This is a genomic window from Microcoleus sp. T3_A4 (genome assembly GCF_036700465.1).
Lineage (GTDB): Bacteria > Cyanobacteriota > Cyanobacteriia > Cyanobacteriales > Microcoleaceae > Microcoleus.
The window spans coordinates 278,391-301,517 of sequence record NZ_JAUBOY010000001.1 but is presented as its reverse complement, the minus strand read 5'-3'; the positions used below and the strand labels follow the sequence as shown (position 1 = coordinate 301,517).

Below are 23,127 nucleotides of genomic sequence, written 5' to 3'. Positions count from 1 at the left end.
ATTTAAAAGATACGATCGCCCAACCAACTTCCCAGCCACAGCCCGAAACCCGAAGTAGCCACCAACAGGATAACCGTGTAAAGCCCGCTGCTGGTGTGGATCAACCTTTCTGCAGCTACCATCCGCGCCACAACTCCAGCAATAATGCCGAGCGCAGCCCAAGCCCCATAAACAGTCTTAGACCCGGCGATAGCCAAGGCTTCGACGATCGCCTCCAAGCCCGCCCCAGCCCAAGCCCCAGCCCACCCCCCAATCCCCAGCCCGATCGCACCAGAGAGCCCGACGGGGCCGCCAGAATTGACGCCTAGTTCCGTCGCCAGCCCGCACGTCAAGCCGACAATCGCCCAACACACGGCCGCCACCAACGCCTTAACCCAATAATTCCCAGGAACCGTTCCCGCCAGCAATCCCACCACTGTCACTACTCCCCCTACAGCCAAAACAGCAGCCACAGCCCGAGACTCAGCCTCGGAACTGGCGATCGCCCCCAAACCAGCCCCAACTGCGGCCCAAGCAGCCCCTGTGACCTTTCCTCCCGCCTGAAAACCAGCGATCGACCCCCCTACCGCCCCAGCCAAAACTAACGCCGCCAGCCACACTCTAGGCGTTGCTGAACCCTCCGCCAGCAAAATTGCGGCCCACAGCCAATCTGCACCGCAGATTAAAGCCCACATCCACAGCGGGGCGGCTGATTTCGTCAAAATCCAACCGGTCAAAGCGTAACTCGCCACGGCGATTGCCAGCGGCCACCAAGGGAAGCTTGAATAGTGTTGAGATGGCCGCACTTCCCTCGGCGCGCTTCGCGGTTTTGAGTATTGAGTTGAAAATTCTTTTTTCCTTTTCGAGGTAAGCTTTCGATAGTGTTGAGATGGCCGTGCTTCCCTCGCAACGCTTCGCCCTGGTTGCTTTCTGCCCCGCCACGCTTGGCGATTTTGAGTTGTAAATCGTTTCTTGCTTGAAGAGTTCTTTTGAGTTTGAAATTTTTTGGAGGCGGTTTTTGGGCGGGTTTGACTGCGCTGGGAACCAGGCCTAGCGGCTGATTTTCGAGAAGGCCTTCTCAGCGGCTTTTCCGGCGCAGGCGGCGGTGGCTGCGGAAACTGTTTTTCGATCGACCTCGATGATTCAGGCTGACTCAGAAACAACACCAACTGCTGGTAAGCTTCATTAATTTCTGTTAATCGTTGTTGAGCTTTTTGTTGCAGGCGATCGTTGTGGGCAAACCGATCGGGATGCCACACAAACGCTAAATCCCTGTAAGCGCGCTTAATTTCTTCTAGGGAACTTCCCGGCTCAATTTCGAGGATTTCGTAGCATCGATTAATGTCAGCCATAGGCTTGGGGCAGGTGTTTGTAAATTCGCGTGAAGCGAAGCTATCCCGTAGGGAATCGTACTTAACATCTTGTACTATTCTCAGCCAAGCTGCACAGTAAGCCGAGATCCGATCGAGTGTCAAGCGTCCTCAAGTCTGCGGGCCATCCTTCTGGTCGATCAATGCAGGCGGACAACTGAGTACAATGAGAAAATCCTTTCGTGCGATCGGTATTTGTGTCTGTGTCGGCAAATCAAGCTCCCATCTTCATCTTAGTTGACGGTCACTCCCTGGCCTTTCGCTCCTACTTCGCCTTCGCCAAAAGTCGAGACGGAGGCTTGCGAACTACGACAGGCATTCCCACCAGCGTCTGTTTTGGCTTTCTCAAGTCGCTGCTGGAAGTAATGGCGGCTCACGACCCCCAGTATATGGCGATCGCCTTTGACCTCGCCACGCCCACATTTCGCCACGAAGCAGACGAAACTTACAAAGCCGGTCGTGCGGAAACTCCCGAAGATTTTATTCCCGATATCAAAAACCTGCAAGAACTCCTCAGCTATTTGAATTTACCTGCAATAACTGCTCCCGGCTACGAGGCAGACGATGTTTTGGGAACTTTGGCAAACAAAGCCAGCGCGGCGGGTTATCAGGTCAAAATCCTCACGGGCGATCGAGATTTGTTTCAATTAGTAGAAACCGAAAAACAAATCAGCGTATTATATTTGAGTACCGATGAACTCAGGCGATCGGGCAAAGGCAAATCCCAAGAATACGGCCCGGAAGAAGTCAAAGCCAAACTCGGTATTTTGCCCGAACAAGTAATAGATTACAAATCCCTCTGCGGCGACAAATCCGACAACATCCCCGGAGTCAAAGGCATCGGCGACAAAACCGCCCTGCAATTGCTGGAAGCTTACAATTCCCTTGATGGAATTTATGCTGCTATAGATGAGATTAAAGGAGCAACTAAGAAAAAGCTAGAAGAAGGCAAAGAAGCTGCTTATCATTCTCAACGCATGGCGACAATTGTCCAAGACGTGCCATTAGAAATCAATTTAGAAGATTGCAAGCTTATAGGTTTTGACGAATCAGCCTTGATTCCTATGCTGGAAAAGTTGGAATTTAAAACATTTTTAAGCAAAGTTAAACAAATTCAAAAGCGTTTTGGTGGTGTAGAAGAACCATTGGCAAAGGGCGGGCCAGATGCCCACCCCACAATCAATTCACTGGCGAGTGGAACAGGCATCTTGCCTGTTGCCGACAGTGGAACAGGCATCTTGCCTGTTGCCGACAGTGGAACAGGCATCTTGCCTGTTGCAAAGGGCGGGCAAGATGCCCACCCCACAAGAGATAAGTCACCTCAAACTTCTGAAAGTTCAGAAGAAAAAGCCTTATCCTTTTGGAGCCATGATGATACCAAAGCCGCTCAGCAACAGAAAAAACTGCCAATTAAACCCCGAATAATTCAAACAACCGAACAGTTAAACGAATTAGTCCAACTGCTGGAAACTTTCACCGACAAAACCTCACCCGTGGCGTGGGATACCGAAACCACCGCCCTCGAACCGCGAGACGCCGAATTAGTCGGAATTGGCTGCTGTTGGGGCATCGGTGAAGAGGATCTCGCTTACATTCCCACGGGACACAAAACGGGCACAAACTTGGACAAAGCCACAGTTTTAAATGCTTTGCGTCCGATTTTGGAAAGCGAGAAGTATCCGAAAGCGCTGCAAAATGCTAAGTTCGATCGATCGATCCTGCGATGTCAGGGAATTAAACTAGCAGGAGTCGTCTTCGACACCATGCTAGCCAGTTACGTACTCAATCCCGAAACCAGCCACAGTCTCAGCGAATTGTCCAAGAAACACTTAGTCGAGTCAGAAGACAATCACAGTGTCAGCGAATCGTTAAGGGAATACTTACGCACTAATCCCAAAAGTTATAATCAATTAGTACCAAAAAACAAAACAATTGCTGACATCAGCATTCGAGAAGTAGCCGACTACTGCGGCATGGATGTTTACACTACATTTCACTTAGTTGGGGAACTTAAAGCCAAATTGAAGGAAGCTGATGAATCTAGCTTTCCCGAAAAAACTTTGGAGGGGTTATTGCTGGAAGTAGAACAGCCCCTAGAACCAGTTTTAGCAGAAATGGAATACTGCGGAATTCGCATTGATTCAGCTTACCTGCAAGAACTGTCGCAACAGCTAGAAAAGAGCTTAACAGAAATAGAAGAAAAAACTTATCAAGCAGCGGGGAGAAAGTTTAATTTAGGTTCCCCGAAACAACTCAGCGAAATCTTGTTAGAAAAAATCCCCGATGAGTTTCAGAAAAAGTCTCGCAAAACTAAGACGGGATACTCTACAGATGCGGCTGTTTTGGATAAATTGCAAGGAGACCACCCGATTGTAGACGATTTATTAGAACACCGAACATTATCCAAGTTGAAATCAACTTATGTCGATGCTTTGCCTCAGTTAGTGCGTGCGGATACTGGGCGAGTGCATACAGATTTCAACCAAGCTGCAACTGGTACGGGAAGGCTTTCTTCTTCCAATCCCAATTTACAAAATATTCCCATCCGCACAGAGTTTTCACGGCAAATTCGCAAGGCTTTTTTACCAGAAGCAGGTTGGCTGATGGTGTCGGCTGACTATTCTCAAATCGAACTGCGAATTTTGGCTCATTTGAGTCAAGAACCTGTGTTAATTGAAGCTTATCAAAATAACCGAGATGTGCATACCGTGACGGCTCAACTGTTGTTTGAAAAGGAAGAAATTACTCCCGACGAGCGCAGGTTTGGCAAAACGATTAATTTTGGGGTAGTTTACGGTATGGGGGCGATTAAGTTTGGCAAATCGATGGGTAAAAGCGCAGCAGACGGCAAAGAGTTTATTAAGCGATTTAACGAACGTTACAGTAAAGTTTTTGAATTTTTGGAGAAAGTAAAAAAAGAGGCGATCGCCCTCGGCTATGTTACCACAATTCTAGGCCGCCGCCGCTATTTTGAATTCGAGAGCGAAAGCCTCCGCGACTTTAAAAAAGAGCGCAATCCCCAAGACATTCACTCCGATAGACTTAAATCTCTCAGCAGAGATGATGCCCAATCTTTGCGGGCCGCAGCCAACGCTCCCATTCAAGGTTCCAGTGCTGATATCATTAAACTTGCCATGATTGAGGTACACAAAATTTTGCAAAACTATCAGGCGCGGCTGCTGCTGCAAGTTCACGATGAATTAATATTTGAAGTACCTCCCGATGAATGGGAAGAATTGCAACCGAAAATTAGAACTGCGATGGAAAATGCTCCGACAATTATAAGTGCGATGGAAAATGCTCTGCCGAAAAATACAAGTGCGAAGGAAAATGCGCCAGGTATGGTACCGCTGATAGTTGACATCCACGCTGGGCAAAATTGGATGGAAACTAAATAAAACACAGAAATATGAGCCAACCTAAAATCGCCATTTTCCCCAAAATAAAAACCTTAAGTGCAGTTGCTCTGCTATTGTTACTATTCGGGTGTCCACAAAAGTTAGCGCCCAACAACTATGCTGTCAAGCGAGTCAGCGACGGTGACACCCTTGTCGCCAGCGATAGCGCCGGGAAAGATATAAAAGTGCGTTTTGCCTGTGTAGATGCACCGGAAGTCGCGCACACCAATGCTGAGAAAAATAGCAAAGCAGCAGCAAAGAAAAATCAATTTAAGTGGGGAAACCTAGCGCACCAAAGAATGCAGCAGCTTGTCAAACAAGGGGGCGGTCGCGTTGTTTTGACCGTCACGGATACTGACCGCTACGGCCGCAAAGTTAGCGAAGTTCGCTTGCCAAATGGTACATTTGCCCAAGAAGTTTTGACCCGCGAAGGATTAGCAATGGTTTACCGTCCTTACTTGAAAAACTGTCCGAGTGCAAGTATTTTGGAACAAGCGGAAGCCGAAGCTAAGAAAAATCGCCGCGGCGTTTGGGGAGATTCTAAGTTTGTTCCCGCGTGGAAATTTCGGAACAGTGATAAATGATTGGAAGAAACCCGCTCGACTTCGCGATCTGGTAAAAAGAAGGAAAATGGTAGGAGTACGAGCTAACTCTTGCCTTCGGAGTTTTGTTAGTCTAGTATTGCCACAAGTTTCAACCGATTTGTATATTGACAGGGACAGGATTATGTTGTTGGCGTGGAATATGGGAACCTGTATCAGATATTTACAGTCTTGGACTTACTCAGGTTTTGTTAAACCCCGTCTCTACTATAAATCTTAGGTTTAGCTGCTCTGCATCGGCCCAGAAAGCGGGTTTCTAGATACCGATGCCGATAGTCCTAATTTAGTAGAATACAATCAGGACGAGGTTCTGCTCCTACGGTCTACAATCTGTGGAGTTTCGGCGATAGCTGACGCCAGATCCATCTCAAACTAGACATGAGTTCGATCGCACTTTTCTCCGACCTGTTTTTTCGGAAAAGTCAACAAATGTGATAGGCTCCAGATAAACTAATAGACTGCTGACAAAAGCGGTCTATTGCAATCACCCAAAATTAACTTTAAGGGACATCAATGAATTTCAAACATCTGGTTATTTCCGGCCTTGCCCTGATCCTCGGTACTGCAATTGTAGGAAATGCGATTGCTCAAGAACTGACCGAAAACGAAAAAACGGTTATTTGTCGCTTGAAAACAGAAGTTGACCAGCGGAAAAGCAACGGTCAAAAATTAGTATTTGTGCCGTTGCTGGGCCAAGTTCGCAAGCAAGTTTCATCTCCTTTTAGAGCAACGCTGCATCCTAATGTGGAGTATGTTTTTGTTGCCACTTGCGACGGAAATTGCCAGGATTTAAACTTATCTCTCAAGGATGCAAGCGGTCAGGAAGTCGCTGTGAGTCAAAAAACAGGCGAATTGGCGTCAATCTCTTTTACTCCCCCCTCCCAAGGCGAATATCAAATCACTGCTAAGCCTGGGGAATGCACGACGGCAGAGGGTTGCAGTTACGGCCTGGGAATCTTCGTTCCTGCCTCTGCTAGCGTACCTAATGCTTCAAGAATTCCTGCTGAGATAGCACAATTTCGACTTTGCCAGTAGGGGAACAGCGATAGAGTTGTGGGTTGCGAGTAGAGTAGAGTTTTTAATCAGAAATCTAACTCATAACTTGCAACTTATAACTCGCAACTTATCTCGCAACCACGCCAGACGGTGAGTAGGTTCTTAATTAGTGAAACCATGCCTTTGACTGGTTCTTACTTCTTGCTTTTTTTACTCTGAGCGACTTGCCCTGCCCTTCGACTTGGCTCAGGAACCGCGACTTGCCCGATCGCATCGCCGAAGGGAATGTAGCCGAAGGCAGCCGAAGAGCCTTCTTCCTTCTGCTATAATTTGTTACGCATAACTGCTCCAAACTGTCAAGCCGATCGAGCTGTGGAACCCTGCAAAGACCCCACAACTGCCGAAACCTGGCTTGAAGCCAGAACTTTATTTACCCTCATGCAGGCATCAATTAGAATATAGATGGTGCCTCTCAAAGGTGACGAGTACATTGCCCATGTCTTTAACCTTAGCTTTGAAAAATCAACTGCAGAACCGTCCTCAAATAGGGTTGAAAAGTCTGTTGGGCCGCTTAGGTATCAGGCAGAAAATCGGCTGCGGATACGCCTTGGTCATTGGTATTGCCGTTTTGGGTGCTGTGGCGGGACGGGGAGTAGAATCCTATCACAAACAGCAAGTTAGAGAAAAACTAGCGATCGACCGAGATAAAGCGGAAATCCTGACAAACCTCAATAACACGGTGCAGGAAGTCAGAATTCAGCAGCAAGAGCTCGCGAGTCTGACGACCAAACCGCAAATTTTCGATCAGGAACGATCGGAATTCCTGACTCGCGTTGCTCAGATGAGCGGCATCCTCGAACAACTGCAAACCCTACCGCCGACGAAGAATGCCGATATTGCCAAAGACTACCAACTGCTTCAACAGTTCGCTCAAGTCAACGGCAAAACCGTAGAATCATACTTTCAACAAGTACAAAAATTGTTGGCTACTGCGAAATTATCTGCTTTGAATCCGCAACAGCAGCAGGCTTTCGGGCGGAACTTGAACAATTTTGTGGCGGGCGAAACTGCTTTGAAACTCAAACAGTTTTCCGAGGATTCAGCCCAACTGGCCGTCAACTTTCGCGAGAAAGCAGACGAGGCATTGAGAACCTACGAAAATGCCGAAAAACTCGGAACTCTCATTCTCGTTGGCTCTCTCTTGATATCAGGTGCGATCGCAGCAATTCTAGCAGCATACACCAGCGGGGCGATCGCTCGCTCCTTAGAAGCCACCACCCTCATCGCTCAGCGAGTCACAGAAGAATCTAACTTTGACCTGCAAGTACCCGTCACTACTTCCGACGAAGTGGGAATGCTAGCAATTTCCCTCAACGAACTAATCCAAAGAGTAGCCGAATACACAGAAGAATTGCACGAAGCAAAAGTAGCCGCCGAAGCTGCCAACCGCTCGAAAAGTGCATTTCTCGCCAACATGAGCCACGAACTACGCACCCCCCTCAACGCCATCATTAACTACAGCGAAATGCTGCAAGAAGATGCTCAAGATTCCGGTTCAGAAGACTTTCTCCCGGACTTAGAAAAAATTCAAACCGCAGGCAAACACCTGCTGGATATGATTAGCGACATCCTCGATATTTCCAAAATAGAAGCCGGTCACGTCACCCTTTATTTGGAAAACTTCGACGTGGCGACCATGATTGAAGAAGTGATGACTACGGCTCAACCGCTAGTAGAAAAAAAAGGCAATGCTTTAGCACTGAAAACAAAAGGCGAACTTGGCACAATGTACGCCGACCAACCGAAAGTGCGGCAAATTCTCCTTAATTTGCTCAGCAATGCTGCCAAATTTACCGAAAAAGGCGTCATTACTATCGGCGTGGAAAGAATTAAAATTGAAAAATCAAGACCGACGAAACCAAATAAAAATAATGATATTCAATCGGGTTCAAGCTACACTTCTCAAGTTTTAATGTTTCGAGTCAGCGACACCGGCATCGGCATGACAAACGAGCAATTAGAGCAGATATTTAAACCTTTTACCCAAGCTGATGCTTCGACTACCCGCAAGTATGGAGGCACAGGTTTGGGATTGACAATTAGCCAGCGTTTGTGTCAAATTCTCGGTGGCGAAATTAGCGTCGAAAGCGAAGACGGTAAAGGTTCAACTTTTATTGTCAGTCTCCCGGAACGGGTTGTGATGCAGGCATGAAGTCAATCGATTTTAGATTTTAGATTTTAGATTTTAGATTTTAGATTAAAGAATTGAAGCCTTGACCCCACGGATAAATTCGGGGGCTTGTATCCTGGATGCTTTCGGTCAGGCAAGATAGGGATTTTGACACGGATATACGGATTAATTATTGAGCATTTGTCAATAGTCAGGAGGCAGATATTCAAGGAAAAAGAAAGAGGGAGGAAGGAAGAGGGAAATTTTAAAATGTATTGATATATCAATTATCAAAATAAAGAATAATTAACAACCCGGACTGACGCACAGACTCTATCTGTAGGTGAACGCTGCACATCTTAGGAATGAAAAATAAATAAGGTGACTAATAGAGCAATAGTTTACCTTGGAGCAAGGCTTCTGGGGTTTAATTGTGCAAGTTATTGATTTTTCATTCCTTACATATAGGGGTTCTGCGTAAGTTTTGATAATTCCCAGGTCAAAACCTGGGAATATAGCAAGCCTACAGAACAAAGCCTTGTACAACAGTAGTTTTCAAGACTCCTTCAAAAGTGCGTTCTGTCTTGTCCACCAGGACAACGACATTGCGCCGGTTCGGAGACAAACGAACTTCTCGGATTGAATAAGAGAACACCCAATCTTGAAAATTGTTCAGCGTTCCGAGGACACGCTGCCGACCGTTATGATTAATTACAAGACGCATGGCCGCGCTTTCTCTGCCAGCCGAAGCATTTTTTTGCCGCTGTTCCAGGCGAATTTGTAACGGCTTTGCTGTATTGACTTTGACGGCGACGGTCTCGCTTCCATTGGCTCCGGGAGTACGAGAAATAATGTTCAGTTTAGTTCCAGCTTGAGGAGGAGTTAACTTCAAAGTTTGCCTGCTATTCCAACTTTTTTTAAGCAAGTCATCTTCTGCCATTTTAGTGCTTTTATTGGAGTCAGGCTCGCCATATTTAGTTTCGATACACCCATTTTTGATGCAGGAATTTGCAGCAACTTGGACAATTTGCAATTCGGCTTTGGGAATTCCCGCTCCAGTATCTCTGGAACTTTCTAGATACAAGTAGTAATTGCTGTCGGCGGAAAAGCCAGACATCCGGTGTGCGGCACGCCAGGTACTTGCCAAAGCTTCAGGGGCTAGTGCGATCGCGGAACTTGCTATAATACCTAACGAAATTAAACGTACAATTTTCATAGCTATATTTTCCAGGTGTGAGAGTTATAGCGGCTGTTATTGATGAGTAAAACAATAACGCTTCGGGTTTCGCTATAGGACTGTGACGCTTCTCAAGTCCTCTCTCCTATTTACATGAGTGTTTCTCCATTTTCCGCAGCAGGAGACTGTTTAAGAATGTGCCGTTTTTTCAAGTGGCACTAGAAAGCATTTTTAATGTGAGATTTGGTCTTATCTCACATCTTGCACTATTCTCAAGAACAGGCAAGATGCCTGTTCCACAAAGAGTGAATTTTCTTCTTGGGGAACAGGCATCTTGCCTGTTCATAAAAAGCTTATTGACAATGGTGCAACATCTCAGTCTGATCCAAGAGCCCAACTTTTAGGTGCGAAAGTTTGCTTTTCCTTGCGAGAGACTGCTACACAGGACGGAAATACCTATCTCAAGATAGGGGAACACCGATCCGCCCCCCGTCTGCAACTCCCTACAATGACAATTGTATGGGCGATCGAGCAATTGCCTCTACAGCAATCATCATTTTTAATGCAGGGAATTAAAATTTATGCAACCAAATAATCCAAACCAATTTACCGAAAAAGCCTGGGAAGCCCTCGCCCGCACCCCCGAAATCGTCAAAGCAGGTCAGCAGCAGCAGCTAGAAAGCGAACATTTGATGAAAGCTTTGCTGGAACAAGAATCGGGACTTGCTAGCAGCTTATTTAACAAAGCGGGAGTTTCTGTAGCAAAATTGCGCGATCGCACTGATGAGTTTATCAGTCGTCAGCCCAAAATCACTGGAAGTGGCGGCAACGTTTATCTCGGTCGTTCTCTCGACACTTTACTCGATCGCGCCGAAACTTATCGCAAAGACTACGGCGATGAATTTATTTCGATCGAGCATTTGATACTAGGTTACGTTAAGGACGATCGCTTTGGCAAAAATTTACTACAAGAATTTAAACTAGATGAAGCCAAGCTCAAAGATATCATTACCCAAGTCCGGGGGAAGAACAAAGTGACCGATCAAAATCCAGAAGGCAAATACGAAGCGCTGGAAAAATACGGCCGAGATTTGACTGAAGCCGCGCGTCAAGGCAAACTCGATCCGGTAATCGGACGGGATGACGAAATCCGCCGCACGATTCAAATTTTGAGCCGTCGCACCAAGAATAATCCGGTATTGATTGGGGAACCGGGAGTCGGCAAAACTGCGATCGCCGAAGGACTCGCCCAGCGAATTATCACCGGAGATGTGCCGCAATCTCTCAAAGACAGACAATTAATTAGCTTAGATATGGGCGCATTAATTGCAGGGGCAAAATTCCGGGGGGAATTTGAAGAACGCTTGAAAGCGGTGCTCAAAGAAGTGATGGACAGCAACGGCAAAGTCATCTTATTTATCGATGAAATTCACACCGTTGTCGGGGCCGGCGCAACTCAAGGATCGATGGATGCCGGCAACTTACTTAAACCCATGTTAGCGAGGGGAGAATTGCGCTGTATCGGTGCAACAACTCTCGACGAATACCGCAAGTACCTCGAAAAAGATGCGGCACTAGAACGCCGTTTTCAACAAGTTTATGTTGACCAACCCACTGTTGAAGATACTGTCTCGATTTTGCGGGGATTGAAAGAACGGTACGAAGTTCACCACGGCGTTAAAATTTCTGACAGCGCCCTAGTGGCGGCGGCTACTTTGTCTACTCGATATATTAGCGATCGCTTCCTCCCCGACAAAGCCATTGATTTAGTGGACGAAGCAGCAGCTAAACTCAAAATGGAGATTACCTCCAAGCCGGAAGAACTCGACGAAATCGATCGCCGGATTTTGCAGCTAGAAATGGAAAGACTGTCGCTGCAAAAAGAAAGCAATGCGGCTTCGATCGAACGCTTGGAAAGACTGGAAAAAGACTTAGCGAACCTCAAGGAACAGCAAAGCGCTTTGAATGCCCAGTGGCAATCGGAAAAAGGTGTGATCGGCAGCATTCAAAAGATTAAAGAACAGATTGATAAGGTGAATATTGAAATTCAGCAGGCTGAATTAAAATATGACCTGAACCGTGCTGCTGAGTTGAAATATAGCAAGTTAACCGAATTACAAAAACAACTGCAAGAAGCTGAATCTCAACTTTCAGCAACTCAAACCACAGGTAAAACTTTGCTGCGGGAAGAAGTCACGGAAGGTGACATTGCGGAGATTATTTCCAAGTGGACGGGAATTCCGATTAGCAAGTTGGTTGAATCGGAAATGCAGAAACTTCTGCACTTGGAAGATGAACTGCACAAGCGGGTAATTGGACAGGATGAAGCAGTGACTGCGGTTGCAGATGCAATTCAGCGATCGCGCGCAGGTTTAGCCGACCCAAATCGTCCGGTTGCGAGTTTTATCTTCCTCGGCCCCACGGGTGTTGGTAAAACCGAGTTAGCCAAAGCATTAGCGGCTTATCTGTTCGACACGGAAGAAGCGATCGTGCGAATTGATATGTCGGAATACATGGAGAAACACGCAGTTTCGCGGTTAATTGGTGCGCCTCCGGGATACGTTGGCTACGATGAGGGTGGACAATTAACTGAGGCTGTGCGCCGCCGTCCTTACTCAGTGATTCTATTCGATGAAATCGAGAAAGCGCACCCGGATGTATTCAACATCATGCTGCAAATTCTGGATGACGGCCGCGTTACTGATGCTCAAGGTCACACGGTAGACTTTAAGAATTCTGTGATTATTATGACATCGAATGTCGGCTCTCAATACATCTTAGATGTGGCCGGAGATAACGAACAAATGCGGAGTCGGGTGATGGAAGCGATGCGGGGAACTTTCCGCCCTGAATTCTTGAACCGGATTGATGAGATGATTATCTTCCACGGTTTGAGTAAGACGGAACTGCGACAGATTGTGCTGTTGCAAGTTAAGCGCTTGGAAAAACGCTTAGCCGATCGCAAAATGTCTCTGAAATTGTCGGAATCTGCGATCGATTTCTTAGCAGAAATTGGTTACGATCCGGTTTACGGTGCGCGGCCTCTGAAGCGGGGAATTCAACGCGAGTTGGAAACGCAAATGGCGAAGGGTATTTTGCGGGGAGATTTTGCTGACGGCGATACCATTTTTGTGGATATCGAGAATGAAAGATTGGCGTTTAAGCGGCTGCCGGCACAGTTGGTGACTGCCAAATAATTTGAGTAGGGTGGGCTGCGGCCCACCTTATTTTTTTGAGGCGAGGGTTCTTTTTTTGACCGCAGATGTAGGCGGATGGACGCGGATGGACGCGGATGGGATTGCGGGCGATCGTTCTTAAGGGCGATCGCTTTCTGATTTATCTTTTTTCTGTTCTTGGCCTTCTCGAACAGATTTAGTCAGCAGGTAGGTTGCCAAACTGCTAACGGATCTGCTGTCTTCTTCTGCCCATTCTTCGAGAGCTTTTTGAATCTCCTCTGGCAAGTATGCGGTAACTCTTCCCCGTGAAGCCATTTGTTGCACTGCAAAACATTTCAACACAGTCCATCTTACGCCGTTGCCATCGCTTAAGGGCGATCGCCTTCTGATTTATCTTTTTTCTGCTCTTGACGTTCTCTGACTGCTTTAGCTGCCACATGGGAGAGCAGGTTTGCGAGCGTTCTATCTTCCTCTTCGGCCCATTCAGACAAGGCTTGATGAACGTCTTCGGGCAGTGTAACTGTGACTCGCATTCGTGAAGGCATTGGCAGGCATGGTTTTACTTAAATTGTCTTCAATCTTACACTCCAACACCCTTTGATCTCTTTGTGTGTCATTTGATGTCAATGACATCAATTTATGCTATTAGTGTAGATAAGGCTCAGGCCTTAAAACGTCAGAAGCCAGCCCCTCACTGTCCAAGGTTACGGGCTGGCTCTGGCTCCAAAATATCAATGGAGACGAGTTCTATGATGACATACAAAGACCGCTTGTGCTGTTGGGCGATCGCCCGTTTGTTACCCTCTCAGCAATGGATTATTGTTGCCCGCTTCCGCAGTCGTTCAGATGCAGACGGGCATTTTCAGTTTTTGCGGCAAACTATACCCCACGTTAAGTTTGAGGTTGTGTTCGATTCCAGTGGGGACAGTCACCGTTTATCTGCGTTGGGCCGCCTTTCCAATCCCGTCACCAGCGCGTTATAAATGGTAATTTTCGTGGCGGTTTCAGTTAACTAAACATTGGCGATCGCACTTTTTTTGATAAGTGCGATCGCTTTTACGAAGTAAGTCCCAAATTTTCATGGTAAAATCATAGTACCGATAAGTCTATTCACTCCGCAATTTCCGATTATTATTTAAGAATATGCGATCGAAACTAGAAATTACCGAGCAACACAAAAAGGTTGATGCTGCTGAAGCCGAAATCCGCGACAAGCAGCAGCTAGTTAATTACGATACCAAAGAGTATCCAGTCGAAATACTCGTTCAAAAATATATGGAAGGAAAGGATGATGATACCAATGAGTTGTTCATCCCCGACTACCAACGTGAAATGGCTTGGGATGACGCAAGGCAGTCAAAGTTTATTGAGTCTATAATTTTGGGTCTGCCAATACCTTATATTTTTGTTGCTGACATCCATGAGGACGAAAACGATGAAGCCCGTTTAGAAATAATAGATGGTACACAACGCATTCGGACTCTAACTAGATTTATCAATAACGAATTAACATTGACAGATTTAAAGAAAATACAGAGTTTAAATGGATTTAAATTTTCTGATTTGCCCCTAGCCCGTCAGAGGCGCTTCAACCGCACTACACTTCGGATGATTCAACTAACTGAAAGTGCAAATGAGGAAGTGCGAAGAGATTTATTTGAACGCATTAATACAGGTAGTGTCGATCTAAACGAGATGGAAAAGCGCAGAGGCATACTGCCCGGCCAGTTTCTTGAACTGATTGAGGAACTATCGAAACATGACAAGTTCCGCAAATTATGCGCTTTTTCTGAGTCTGCTATTCGCAGTCGCGAACCGCAAGAATTTGTGTTGCGTTTTTTTGCATTTTTAAATAACTATGAGAAGTTTAATAGTAAGATAAACATATTCCTTGATGAGTATCTGAAGCAAGTAAATGCAGATCCGAAATTCGATAGCGAAAAAATGCGGGCAGAATTCGAGTCAATGCTAAATTTTGTAGAAAAATATTTTCCTCAAGGATTTCGCCAAGGTAAAAATGGCGCAAGAACAACAACTCGGATTAAATTCGAGTCTCTGGCTGTCGGTGTTGCTCTTGCTTTGAGAAAAAACAGCCATCTTGAGCCAAAGTCAACAGAATTGCTTAATTCACAACAATTTAAGGATCTCACAAAATCTGATGCTAGCAGTTCTAAAAATAAAGTAGTTTTACGCATTGAGTATGTCCGCGATCGACTGCTAGGCTAAAGATGAATACTGTACTCTTAGATTTCAATACACGCGCTCAAGAGGTAGATGATTACTTCATCTTTTTACATGGCTTGAGCAAACAAACCACTAAGTTAGCTGTCGCCGATAGTGCTGGACAATATCAAATACAAAGTCTTAATCCTGAGTTGGAAAAAACTCTAAAAGCCAATGGCTTGTTGTTATTGTATAACTTAGTTGAATCCACTCTGCGAAATGCCATTGTAGCCATATTTGATGAGTTAAAAAATCAAGCAATCTCCTTCGATCAACTCCAACCAGAAATCAAAATGATTGTTCTTCAAAATCTTAAAAACCGTTCTCCTAAGAAAATTCATTTACAAATCAACCAAATATCTACAGACATCATCATAGCTACATTTGACGGCGAAAAACTATTTTCAGGGAATGTGGATGCTAGGTTGATTAAAGAAATAGCCAAAAAATACGGTTTTTCATATCAAACAGACTTTGCTAAGACAAAGAACGGGGAAAGCCTTGTAGATATTAAAGACAAAAGGAACGACTTAGCCCACGGAGTTAAGTCTTTTAAGGAAGTGGGGCAAGGTAAGACTATTGAGGATCTTTTAAAGATTAAGGATGAAGTCATAGAATACCTACGTCAAATACTGGAGAATATTAAAACTTATCTTGACAATCAAGAGTATTTGGACGTAACTACAGGTAATCCTTAATTTTAGGCTAAGAAACCGGGTTTCTCGGATGATTTAGGTTGGGTGGCGAGATATCTCGGAAGAAACCCGGTTTCTGGGAATGATGTGAAGGCTACTTCCGCACCATCACAGACTTAATTACAGCATTCGGGTGATACTTATTAGTCTGAAAAAATCCCCCTTTACCAGCGCCATAAACTCCCGCAAATTGTTTCCCTTCAGCCTTGGGAACAAACATAATGTTTCTAGTTGGTTGCTTGGCAAATACAACCCCTTCTCTCATTTCATTATCCACGTTATAAGATAAAGTAGCCTTGCCGTAAATTGCCTCAGCTTGTTTCAGAGTCATTCCCGGCCCGACGCCCTGAACTGTTTTATAATTAGCATTTTCAGTCATCAAAAGTTCAATGACATCCGTATCTTTTAGCTTTGTCCCCGCAGCGTAGATAATCCGATATTGCACTTTTCCAGATCGACTAACTGCCACAGAATCAAAGTCTACCACAAAAGGAGACTCTACCTTAAACTGCGCCGTCGAACCCAGAGCCTTTTTCAATTGTCCAAAAGTCATCCCCACCTTCGCCGCTCCAATTGTGCGATCGAAAATTGTTAAACTGGCAGAAGGTGTTTTTTGAGCCGCATTTGCCGCTTCCCCCAGCTTATTTGCACCCCCAGGCGCAACAGCGGAACCGGGAACCGAAATTAAAGTCAGGTAACTGCCGATCGCCAGCAAAGCAGCTATCATTGATCCAGACAAAACTTTAACATTCAACATGACTAATTCTCCTAGATTTCAAATGCGACTATCTACCCGCATCTTTTTGACTATCCTGGGCCTCACCCTCCTAGTTTGGATTCTCAGAGGTGTTGGGATATTGACATTCATTCCCGGTGGTGTTATCTGGATACTAATTTTGTTGTCTTTTGTTGCGGGTATCCTCAGCACTTTACTCCGTCGGTAAGCCAGCATCCGGCAAATAACAAATAAGAATTAACAATTAAAACTTAACAAATTATTTTAATTTTGATTGTTTCATTGCCTTTCCCACTGTCACATTCAACTGAGCGCCGATCAGCATCACCAAAGAAGAAAGATCGAGCCACAGCAGCAACACAATAAAAGTTCCAATCGTGCCGTAAGTCCAAGTGTAATTGCCCAAATGCAAAACATAAAACCGAAATAAAGCTGAAAAAAGCGCCCACAAAATAGCAGCAAAAACAGCTCCCGAAAAAATAGGAATATCTGGTTGACGGCGGCTAGGCCCGTAGCGGTAAACAAAGGCAAAAGCTAGTGATATAATTCCCAAAGAAATCGGCCACCGCCACAACCGCCAAACACCTAACAGTTGCGACTCCAAAGGGCAAGTGCTGGCGAGTAGCAAGCAATTTTGAACATCTTTTAAATTGCAATTGGCGACGGACTCCAGCAGGCAACTCTGGCGGGCAATAGCTTGTACAATTAAGTCGCTGACAAAGACTACTCCCGATGCTAGAATTAACAGCACAATTGTACCGATACTCAGCGCCAGAGAAATAAGTTTTGCTTTCCAAAATGGTCGAGCTCGATCGCTGGGGATGTCATGGATGCGATCGAGTGCAGCCATCGCCGCGCTCATTACTCCAGAAAATGCCCAAATCGCCCCAAGAAAGCTCACCGAAAACAGCCCTTTACTGCGAGTTAACAGAATTTCTTTGATTAAGCCACCAATCAACTTCCGCACGTCATCGGGTATAATTTCGCCCAAAAGACGGGCGATTTGATAAAGTGTTGACTGCAAAGGTTCAAAGAGGGCGATCGCAGATAAGATAGCCAACAGCCCCGGAAACAGCGCCAGCATAGAATTGTAGGCCATTTCCGCAGACAGCCCCGGCAAGCGCTGTTCTCCTGCCTTCGCGCCGACTTCTTTGAGCGTGTCCCAAGTCAAACACCGACAAAACAGCCAAAAACCACCAAATTTCCGTTTGAGAGCTCGAAGCAGCCTCAAAAATGCCTTAAACAAAGCTAAAATCAGGTAGCGCAACCAGTAAAAAATGTTCATAGCGCACAGGCAATGGGGCGAAAGATGAGGTACACAAGTCGTTAATTAATTAAGCCATTATCAACTCGCAATTGCCAAATCCCAATTCCCCAATCTAAAATCTAAAATCTAAAATCTAAAATCAATATTATGGCTCAGGATGTCAGACAGTGGTTAGATGAAATCAAGCGGCTGCAACAGCAGTTAACAGAAGTTTCGCGCGATCGCGATGAGGCTGGTGAAAGTGCCGCTCAGTGGCGCCAACTCTACAATACTGAAGCCGAGCAGCGGCGGAATGATGCTAAATTAACTCAGCAAAGCATCGCTTCTCTGGAAGCACAAATACAGCAATTACAAAATTTTTCCCCCATTGCACCCGAAGGCGACGATGCTGGAGTTGCTCGCCAGCAGGAAGTCGAACAACTGCAAACAGTTGGCGAACTTAAAGCTAAGTTAGCAGAAGTCCTCGAAGAGCGCGATCGGGCGATCGAACAAGTTAAACAACTCACTCAAGCCCTCAAACAAGAAGAAGCCCGTCACGCCGAAACTAGCAAAAATTTAACTAGCGCCCTCGGAGATGCCGTTGACTTGCTCACCAAAGCCCAAAATCCTGCCCCTGCAAAAACCGAGACAGTATATTCTTTAGAAATAGTACCTACTCGCACTGCAAATCCTGGCGAAACTGCGATAGAAATCCGCCAAACTTCCGCCCAAACAGGCAAAAATCCCGCCCAACTTCCACCTTCTAAAAATCAGTTACTCGATTTACCGCCCTTTGGGAATTAGGAGTTACAAATTAAGGAATTGTCGGCATGGCGACTCCCCTTAGCAGGTGGGATTTAGTTACCGATGTGTTGTTTTTGCTTTTCCTGCAATTAAGCGGCATTAATTTCTCAGCTTCTTGATGATATTCAATGCCGGTTCTATCGGAATGATTAAACCACAGAGGACGCAGAGGATACAGACGAAGGGAAGAGAGATGAATAATTCCGATGAAGGGCTGAGTGGATATTATTCCGCATCTACGGATAATATACTAATCGATGTAACTGTACTATATCCCAACCTATAATCTGCATTCAAAATTTTGAGGACTGCCAAAAAATCTTCCTCGCGTCGTACCAACCTACAGTCTTTAGATAGAACTTAATCGAGCTAAATTTTACTACTATCGACAACGACTGATGCGCGAGGAAACTTCATGAAGGCAGAGATATCTATAGTCTGGAAAAAGATTCAGAGCATGATCGACAGCTTTATGATCATGCTGCCTAATATTGTGCTGGCCTTAATTGTCTTTGCAATTTTTTACTTTGTGGGGAGGCAAATTAAGAGAGTGGTCAGGCGACTTACCCGCCACCACCACCAAGCTCGAAATTTGGGGCTGGTGTTAGGACGGTTAGCCCAGAGTGTGATCGTTTTAGTTGGTCTATTTATTTCTCTTTCGATTGTAATTCCTACATTAAAAGCTGGCGATTTGGTGCAACTGCTGGGAATTAGCGGGGTGGCCATTGGTTTTGCATTTCGCGATATCTTGCAAAACTTCTTAGCCGGTATCCTAATTCTGTTGACGGAACCGTTCCGAATCGATGACCAAATTGTGTTTAAAAACTTTGAGGGAACGGTAGAAAATATTGAGACCCGCGCTACAACAATCCAAACCTATGATGGTCGGCGGATTGTCATTCCAAATGCCGAATTGTTTACGAATTCGGTGACAGTGAATACTGCTTTCGATAAACGCCGCATGGAATACGATATTAGTATTGGTTACGGCGACGATATTGACCAGGCCAAGCAGTTAATCCTGGAAGCACTCCACAGCCTGAAGGAGGTTTTGAAAGCTCCTGCACCCGATGTACTGGCGATGGATCTAGGAGAAAGTACGGTCAATATCCGCGTTCGGTGGTGGATTGCTCCGCCGCGCCGAATTGACGATCTGCGATCGCGCGACAAGGTAATTTGTGCTATTAAAAAAAAGCTATATGTGGAAAACGGCCTCGATTTGCCTTATCCCACGCGCAACATCTTGTTGTACGATCAAACCGAAGAAACCGATGGCGATCACTCCCAGCAACGTGAAGGATGGCCAGTAGACAAAGGTAAAGTTCCGAAACCTCGTCGTATTAGTAACTCTGTGCGAAAACTGAGGCAAGGGCGATCGCAAATTGACGACAATGGACAATCTTAAGCGCGTCACAATTCATGAAAAATATCAAGTTGAGAAAACTTTGGGAGTCGCTACACTGCGATCGTGCAACCGGAATTGATATCACCCGCCGAGTGATCAAAGGAGTAACAAACCAGGATTGATATGATACCTAATTTTCAAGCAAAAACCACAGTCCGATTGCCGTAAACTAAAACACGATTTTGTAAATGATATCGCACCGCTCTTGCTAACACAACCCTTTCTAAATCTTTACCTTTGCGAACCAAATCAGATACTTCATCGCGGTGACTGACGCGCACAACATCTTGTTCGATAATCGGGCCCGCATCTAAATCTGGGGTAACATAGTGGGCTGTTGCACCGATAATTTTTACCCCTCTTTCATAAGCCCTTTCGTAGGGATTTGCACCCACAAACGCGGGTAAAAATGAATGGTGAATATTAATCACCTTGGGAAATTTTATGATAAAGTCTTGACTCAAAATTTGCATATATTTAGCCAGAACTACTAAATCAATATTATATTTTTTAAGAAGTTCTAACTGTTGTGCTTCTTGAATAGCTTTATTGTCTTTAGTAATGGGAATATACTCAAAGTCGATACCGTATTGTGCGGCAATGGGCTTTAAATTTTCATGGTTGCTGATAATCAGGGGAATTTCACCTCTGATTTCTTGCGCTCGCTGTCGCCAAATTAAGTCTAATAAACAATGATCTTGACGGCTGACCCAGATCGCAAGCCGTCGAATTTTTTGGGAGAAATGCAGTTGCCAATTGGCTTGTAAATCCTTGGCAATTTCACTAAAAGCAGGTGTTATTTGTTCGGTGGTTAAGTCAAAATCATCTAATTGCCATTCTAGCCGGCTCAGAAATAATCCGGCGGTAAAATCTGTATGGTGATCGGCGTGGATGATATTGCCGTTGTGGGACGCGATAAAATTGGCAAGTAAGGCGACGAGTCCTTTGCGATCGGGACAGGCAATTAACAGGGTTGCAGTAGGGCTAGTCATTGTATAATCGCTAAAGTTTTATTGACGCTCCGCAGCATACAAGCTCTTTGAAGTTATTCTGTAGGGTGTACGCTACGCAGCTTACTGTTACTCGAACTACCGCCGTTTGGTAATCAGGAATTTAAAATACTGCTTGCTCCGAAGATTTGTTGTGCGGTTAACTGCAAGTCTGGGAAGAGTGAAGAAATCAGTCGATCGCTCTTTTGAAACAACTGTTTTTGATACTCATCTTCTCGCAGCATACAAATCGTAATTGTCGGCTGTTTGGGTTTGCCAATATATTCTCTGCCGCCAATGCCCAGATAATCCACAATCCAATACTCAGGCACTCCCAGCATTGCGTAATCTTCAACTTTGCGGGCGTAGTCGTTCTGCCAATTGGTGCTGACGACTTCAGCGATTAGTTTAATTGAGTTTCCCGATGTAATTACAGGTTCTTGTTGCCACAAAGGTTCATTAATTAGTTGAGTTCGATCTACTACAAGTACGTCGGGGCGGAACGCTGTTGCTGTTCCTAATAATTTGATGAGACAGCGAGGGGGAATAAAGTAGGGTAGATCCAGACGATCGATTTCTACATTGAGTTTTCGCCCGAGGAAGGCGGATACTTGTTCGTGCGGCCCCGTGGGCTCCATTTCGGTTAATTCACCATCGATTAGTTCGTAACGCTCGCTGTCGCCAAAGTTGGCAATAAATTCATCAACACTTAGAAGTTTGGCAGGTGATTGAACCATTCTGTTTGCTCCTAGTGATGAATTAAGAATTTTTTTAACGAACCGCAGAGGACGCAGAGGACGCAGAGGAAGAGAAGAGAGAGAAGATGACAAAGAGTTTTCATATTTCCCTGTTCCCTCTTCCTTCTTTTAAAATCCCATCGCCCCAGCTACTGCATCCAAAGTCGGAGCAATACCGCTTTTAAACATATTGTTGCTGTGATTAATTGCGGTATCCGGGTCTTTCAAACCGTTACCAGTCAACACGCAAACCACCGTCGCCCCAGTCGGAACTTGATCTTTTACCTTCAGCAAGCCGGCCACAGAAGCTGCACTCGCCGGTTCGCAGAAAATCCCTTCCTGCGATGCTAACAAGCGGTAAGCGTCCAGAATTTCGGCGTCGGTGACGGCAGCAAAACTGCCGCGGCTGGCTTCGGAAGCTGCGATCGCCTGTTTCCAGCTAGCGGGGTTGCCGATCCGAATCGCCGTCGCCAAGGTTTCTGGGTGCGATACCGGTGAGCCCGTTACCAACGGTGCAGCCCCGGCTGCTTGAAATCCCATCATCTGCGGCAAGCGCGAACATTTTTTGGCTTGGTGGTATTGACAAAAACCCATCCAGTATGCTGTGATGTTTCCCGCATTTCCCACGGGAATGCACAGCCAGTCGGGGGCGTCGCCCAAGGCGTCCACCACTTCAAAAGCTCCGGTTTTCTGACCTTCCAAGCGGTAAGGATTGACGGAGTTGACCAATGTCACCGGATAATTGACAGCCATTTCGCGGACAATTTCTAAGGCTCGATCGAAATTTCCCCCAATCGAAATTACTTCCGCACCGTAAAGCAAAGCTTGCGCCAGCTTGCCCAAAGCCACGTAACCTTCGGGAATCAACACGAAAGCTCGCATCCCCCCGCGTCGGGCGTAGGCGGCGGCGGAGGCCGAAGTATTGCCGGTACTAGCGCAAATTACAGCTTCGGCACCAGCTTCCTTCGCCTTGGAAATCGCCATTGTCATCCCCCGGTCTTTGAAACTACCAGTGGGGTTGAGGCCGTCGTATTTCACCAGGACGCGCACGTCTCGACCGATGATAGAGGCGATCGCAGGTGCTGGAATCAGGGGAGTATTGCCTTCTTGGAGGGTCACTACCGGCGTGGTTTCTGTGACCGGCAGGTAGGGGCGATAAGCTTCGATCAAGCCGGGCCAGCCGTAGCGTTTCGGCTCGGCTGCGCGGGCAGCGGAGTTAGCAGCAGAGTCAGTAGCAGGTAGAATCAGGGTCACGATGTCAATGGTTTTAGGCAATGGCTAAGGAATTTACACTAATTTTAGCTTGATCGGTTAATTTGATGTTTAATACGATCGGTTCAGGTTAAAGTAACTTAATGGTGTGAATGTGTAGATATGTCTACTCAATTACTAATGTCAAATAATTCATCCACTCTTTCCCGGCC

Annotated in this window: 19 protein-coding genes; 10 read left to right on the top strand and 9 right to left on the bottom strand. The window is 45.8% G+C overall.

Annotated features, from left to right (window positions below):
- Positions 1-2 precede the first annotated feature (2 nt).
- Positions 3-1,331 (bottom strand): J domain-containing protein, encoded by a 1,329-nt coding sequence (locus tag QUA07_RS01240; protein WP_333321824.1) that lies wholly within the window; start codon positions 1,329-1,331, stop codon positions 3-5.
- 200 nt (positions 1,332-1,531) lie between these two features.
- Between QUA07_RS01240 and polA the strand changes: the two genes are divergently transcribed.
- From polA to QUA07_RS01220, 4 genes are all read left to right on the top strand, one after another.
- Positions 1,532-4,747, top strand: a complete 3,216-nt coding sequence (gene polA / locus QUA07_RS01235) for a DNA polymerase I (protein ID WP_333321822.1) — start codon at positions 1,532-1,534, stop codon at positions 4,745-4,747.
- A gap of 11 nt (positions 4,748-4,758) precedes the next feature.
- Entirely contained in the window at positions 4,759-5,331 is a 573-nt protein-coding gene (locus QUA07_RS01230) for a thermonuclease family protein (RefSeq protein ID WP_333321819.1), read from the top strand.
- A 531-nt stretch (positions 5,332-5,862) separates the two neighbouring features.
- A complete protein-coding gene (locus QUA07_RS01225; RefSeq protein WP_333321817.1) occupies positions 5,863-6,384 on the top strand; it encodes a hypothetical protein in 522 nt (173 codons plus the stop codon).
- Between the two features lie 457 nt (positions 6,385-6,841).
- Positions 6,842-8,557 carry an ATP-binding protein gene (locus QUA07_RS01220; RefSeq protein ID WP_333321815.1) on the top strand — a complete coding sequence of 572 codons (1,716 nt, stop codon included), beginning with the start codon at positions 6,842-6,844 and terminating at the stop codon, positions 8,555-8,557.
- A gap of 481 nt (positions 8,558-9,038) precedes the next feature.
- Here the strand turns inward: QUA07_RS01220 and QUA07_RS01215 are convergent, their stop codons facing one another.
- Positions 9,039-9,731: a DUF2259 domain-containing protein gene (locus QUA07_RS01215; RefSeq protein WP_333321813.1), complete on the bottom strand. Its 693-nt coding sequence runs from the start codon at positions 9,729-9,731 to the stop codon at positions 9,039-9,041.
- A 542-nt stretch (positions 9,732-10,273) separates the two neighbouring features.
- Between QUA07_RS01215 and clpB the strand changes: the two genes are divergently transcribed.
- On the top strand, positions 10,274-12,889 hold the full coding sequence (clpB, locus tag QUA07_RS01210) for an ATP-dependent chaperone ClpB (RefSeq protein WP_333321811.1): 2,616 nt from the start codon (positions 10,274-10,276) through the stop codon (positions 12,887-12,889).
- A 117-nt stretch (positions 12,890-13,006) separates the two neighbouring features.
- Here clpB and QUA07_RS01205 read toward each other — a convergent pair whose 3' ends face one another.
- Positions 13,007-13,183, bottom strand: coding sequence for a ribbon-helix-helix domain-containing protein (locus QUA07_RS01205; protein ID WP_333321809.1), 177 nt, complete (start codon positions 13,181-13,183; stop codon positions 13,007-13,009).
- Positions 13,184-13,236: 53 nt separating this feature from the next.
- On the bottom strand, positions 13,237-13,413 hold the full coding sequence (locus QUA07_RS01200; RefSeq protein ID WP_190662896.1) for a ribbon-helix-helix domain-containing protein: 177 nt from the start codon (positions 13,411-13,413) through the stop codon (positions 13,237-13,239).
- 204 nt (positions 13,414-13,617) lie between these two features.
- Here QUA07_RS01200 and QUA07_RS01195 point away from each other — a divergent pair, with 204 nt between their 5' ends.
- From QUA07_RS01195 to QUA07_RS01185, 3 genes are all read left to right on the top strand, one after another.
- The gene (locus QUA07_RS01195) at positions 13,618-13,851 is read left to right on the top strand and encodes a hypothetical protein (RefSeq protein WP_333321807.1); all 234 of its coding nucleotides are present in this window, start codon (positions 13,618-13,620) and stop codon (positions 13,849-13,851) included.
- Positions 13,852-14,011: 160 nt separating this feature from the next.
- The gene (locus tag QUA07_RS01190; protein ID WP_333321805.1) at positions 14,012-15,094 is read left to right on the top strand and encodes a DUF262 domain-containing protein; all 1,083 of its coding nucleotides are present in this window, start codon (positions 14,012-14,014) and stop codon (positions 15,092-15,094) included.
- Positions 15,095-15,096: 2 nt separating this feature from the next.
- Entirely contained in the window at positions 15,097-15,789 is a 693-nt protein-coding gene (locus QUA07_RS01185; protein WP_333321803.1) for an MAE_28990/MAE_18760 family HEPN-like nuclease, read from the top strand.
- Between the two features lie 91 nt (positions 15,790-15,880).
- Here the strand turns inward: QUA07_RS01185 and QUA07_RS01180 are convergent, their stop codons facing one another.
- Positions 15,881-16,543 (bottom strand): hypothetical protein, encoded by a 663-nt coding sequence (locus QUA07_RS01180; protein ID WP_333321801.1) that lies wholly within the window; start codon positions 16,541-16,543, stop codon positions 15,881-15,883.
- Positions 16,544-16,781: 238 nt separating this feature from the next.
- Complete coding sequence (locus QUA07_RS01175) at positions 16,782-17,807, bottom strand: YihY/virulence factor BrkB family protein (RefSeq protein WP_333321799.1); 1,026 nt, start codon at positions 17,805-17,807, stop codon at positions 16,782-16,784.
- Between the two features lie 129 nt (positions 17,808-17,936).
- Here QUA07_RS01175 and QUA07_RS01170 point away from each other — a divergent pair, with 129 nt between their 5' ends.
- Positions 17,937-18,572 (top strand): hypothetical protein, encoded by a 636-nt coding sequence (locus QUA07_RS01170; RefSeq protein WP_333321797.1) that lies wholly within the window; start codon positions 17,937-17,939, stop codon positions 18,570-18,572.
- Between the two features lie 415 nt (positions 18,573-18,987).
- Positions 18,988-19,977, top strand: coding sequence for a mechanosensitive ion channel family protein (locus QUA07_RS01165; protein ID WP_333321795.1), 990 nt, complete (start codon positions 18,988-18,990; stop codon positions 19,975-19,977).
- Between the two features lie 137 nt (positions 19,978-20,114).
- Here QUA07_RS01165 and purU read toward each other — a convergent pair whose 3' ends face one another.
- The 3 genes from purU to thrC form a co-directional block, all read right to left on the bottom strand.
- Positions 20,115-20,969 (bottom strand): formyltetrahydrofolate deformylase, encoded by an 855-nt coding sequence (gene purU, locus QUA07_RS01160; RefSeq protein WP_333321792.1) that lies wholly within the window; start codon positions 20,967-20,969, stop codon positions 20,115-20,117.
- A 113-nt stretch (positions 20,970-21,082) separates the two neighbouring features.
- Entirely contained in the window at positions 21,083-21,703 is a 621-nt protein-coding gene (locus tag QUA07_RS01155; RefSeq protein ID WP_333321790.1) for a Uma2 family endonuclease, read from the bottom strand.
- A gap of 129 nt (positions 21,704-21,832) precedes the next feature.
- Positions 21,833-22,957 carry a threonine synthase gene (thrC, locus tag QUA07_RS01150; protein WP_333321788.1) on the bottom strand — a complete coding sequence of 375 codons (1,125 nt, stop codon included), beginning with the start codon at positions 22,955-22,957 and terminating at the stop codon, positions 21,833-21,835.
- Between the last annotated feature and the right edge of the window lie 170 nt (positions 22,958-23,127).

What these genes read in the sequence shown, in the direction of transcription:
- QUA07_RS01240 (WP_333321824.1), bottom strand. Translation starts at nt 1,331, where the DNA reads ATGGCTGACATTAATCGATGCTACGAAATCCTCGAAATTGAGCCGGGA.
- QUA07_RS01230 (WP_333321819.1), top strand. Translation starts at nt 4,759, where the DNA reads ATGAGCCAACCTAAAATCGCCATTTTCCCCAAAATAAAAACCTTAAGT.
- QUA07_RS01225 (WP_333321817.1), top strand. Translation starts at nt 5,863, where the DNA reads ATGAATTTCAAACATCTGGTTATTTCCGGCCTTGCCCTGATCCTCGGT.
- QUA07_RS01220 (WP_333321815.1), top strand. Translation starts at nt 6,842, where the DNA reads ATGTCTTTAACCTTAGCTTTGAAAAATCAACTGCAGAACCGTCCTCAA.
- QUA07_RS01215 (WP_333321813.1), bottom strand. Translation starts at nt 9,731, where the DNA reads ATGAAAATTGTACGTTTAATTTCGTTAGGTATTATAGCAAGTTCCGCG.
- clpB (WP_333321811.1), top strand. Translation starts at nt 10,274, where the DNA reads ATGCAACCAAATAATCCAAACCAATTTACCGAAAAAGCCTGGGAAGCC.
- QUA07_RS01205 (WP_333321809.1), bottom strand. Translation starts at nt 13,183, where the DNA reads ATGGCTTCACGGGGAAGAGTTACCGCATACTTGCCAGAGGAGATTCAA.
- QUA07_RS01200 (WP_190662896.1), bottom strand. Translation starts at nt 13,413, where the DNA reads ATGCCTTCACGAATGCGAGTCACAGTTACACTGCCCGAAGACGTTCAT.
- QUA07_RS01195 (WP_333321807.1), top strand. Translation starts at nt 13,618, where the DNA reads ATGATGACATACAAAGACCGCTTGTGCTGTTGGGCGATCGCCCGTTTG.
- QUA07_RS01190 (WP_333321805.1), top strand. Translation starts at nt 14,012, where the DNA reads ATGCGATCGAAACTAGAAATTACCGAGCAACACAAAAAGGTTGATGCT.
- QUA07_RS01185 (WP_333321803.1), top strand. Translation starts at nt 15,097, where the DNA reads ATGAATACTGTACTCTTAGATTTCAATACACGCGCTCAAGAGGTAGAT.
- QUA07_RS01180 (WP_333321801.1), bottom strand. Translation starts at nt 16,543, where the DNA reads ATGTTGAATGTTAAAGTTTTGTCTGGATCAATGATAGCTGCTTTGCTG.
- QUA07_RS01175 (WP_333321799.1), bottom strand. Translation starts at nt 17,807, where the DNA reads ATGAACATTTTTTACTGGTTGCGCTACCTGATTTTAGCTTTGTTTAAG.
- QUA07_RS01170 (WP_333321797.1), top strand. Translation starts at nt 17,937, where the DNA reads ATGGCTCAGGATGTCAGACAGTGGTTAGATGAAATCAAGCGGCTGCAA.
- QUA07_RS01165 (WP_333321795.1), top strand. Translation starts at nt 18,988, where the DNA reads ATGAAGGCAGAGATATCTATAGTCTGGAAAAAGATTCAGAGCATGATC.
- purU (WP_333321792.1), bottom strand. Translation starts at nt 20,969, where the DNA reads ATGACTAGCCCTACTGCAACCCTGTTAATTGCCTGTCCCGATCGCAAA.
- QUA07_RS01155 (WP_333321790.1), bottom strand. Translation starts at nt 21,703, where the DNA reads ATGGTTCAATCACCTGCCAAACTTCTAAGTGTTGATGAATTTATTGCC.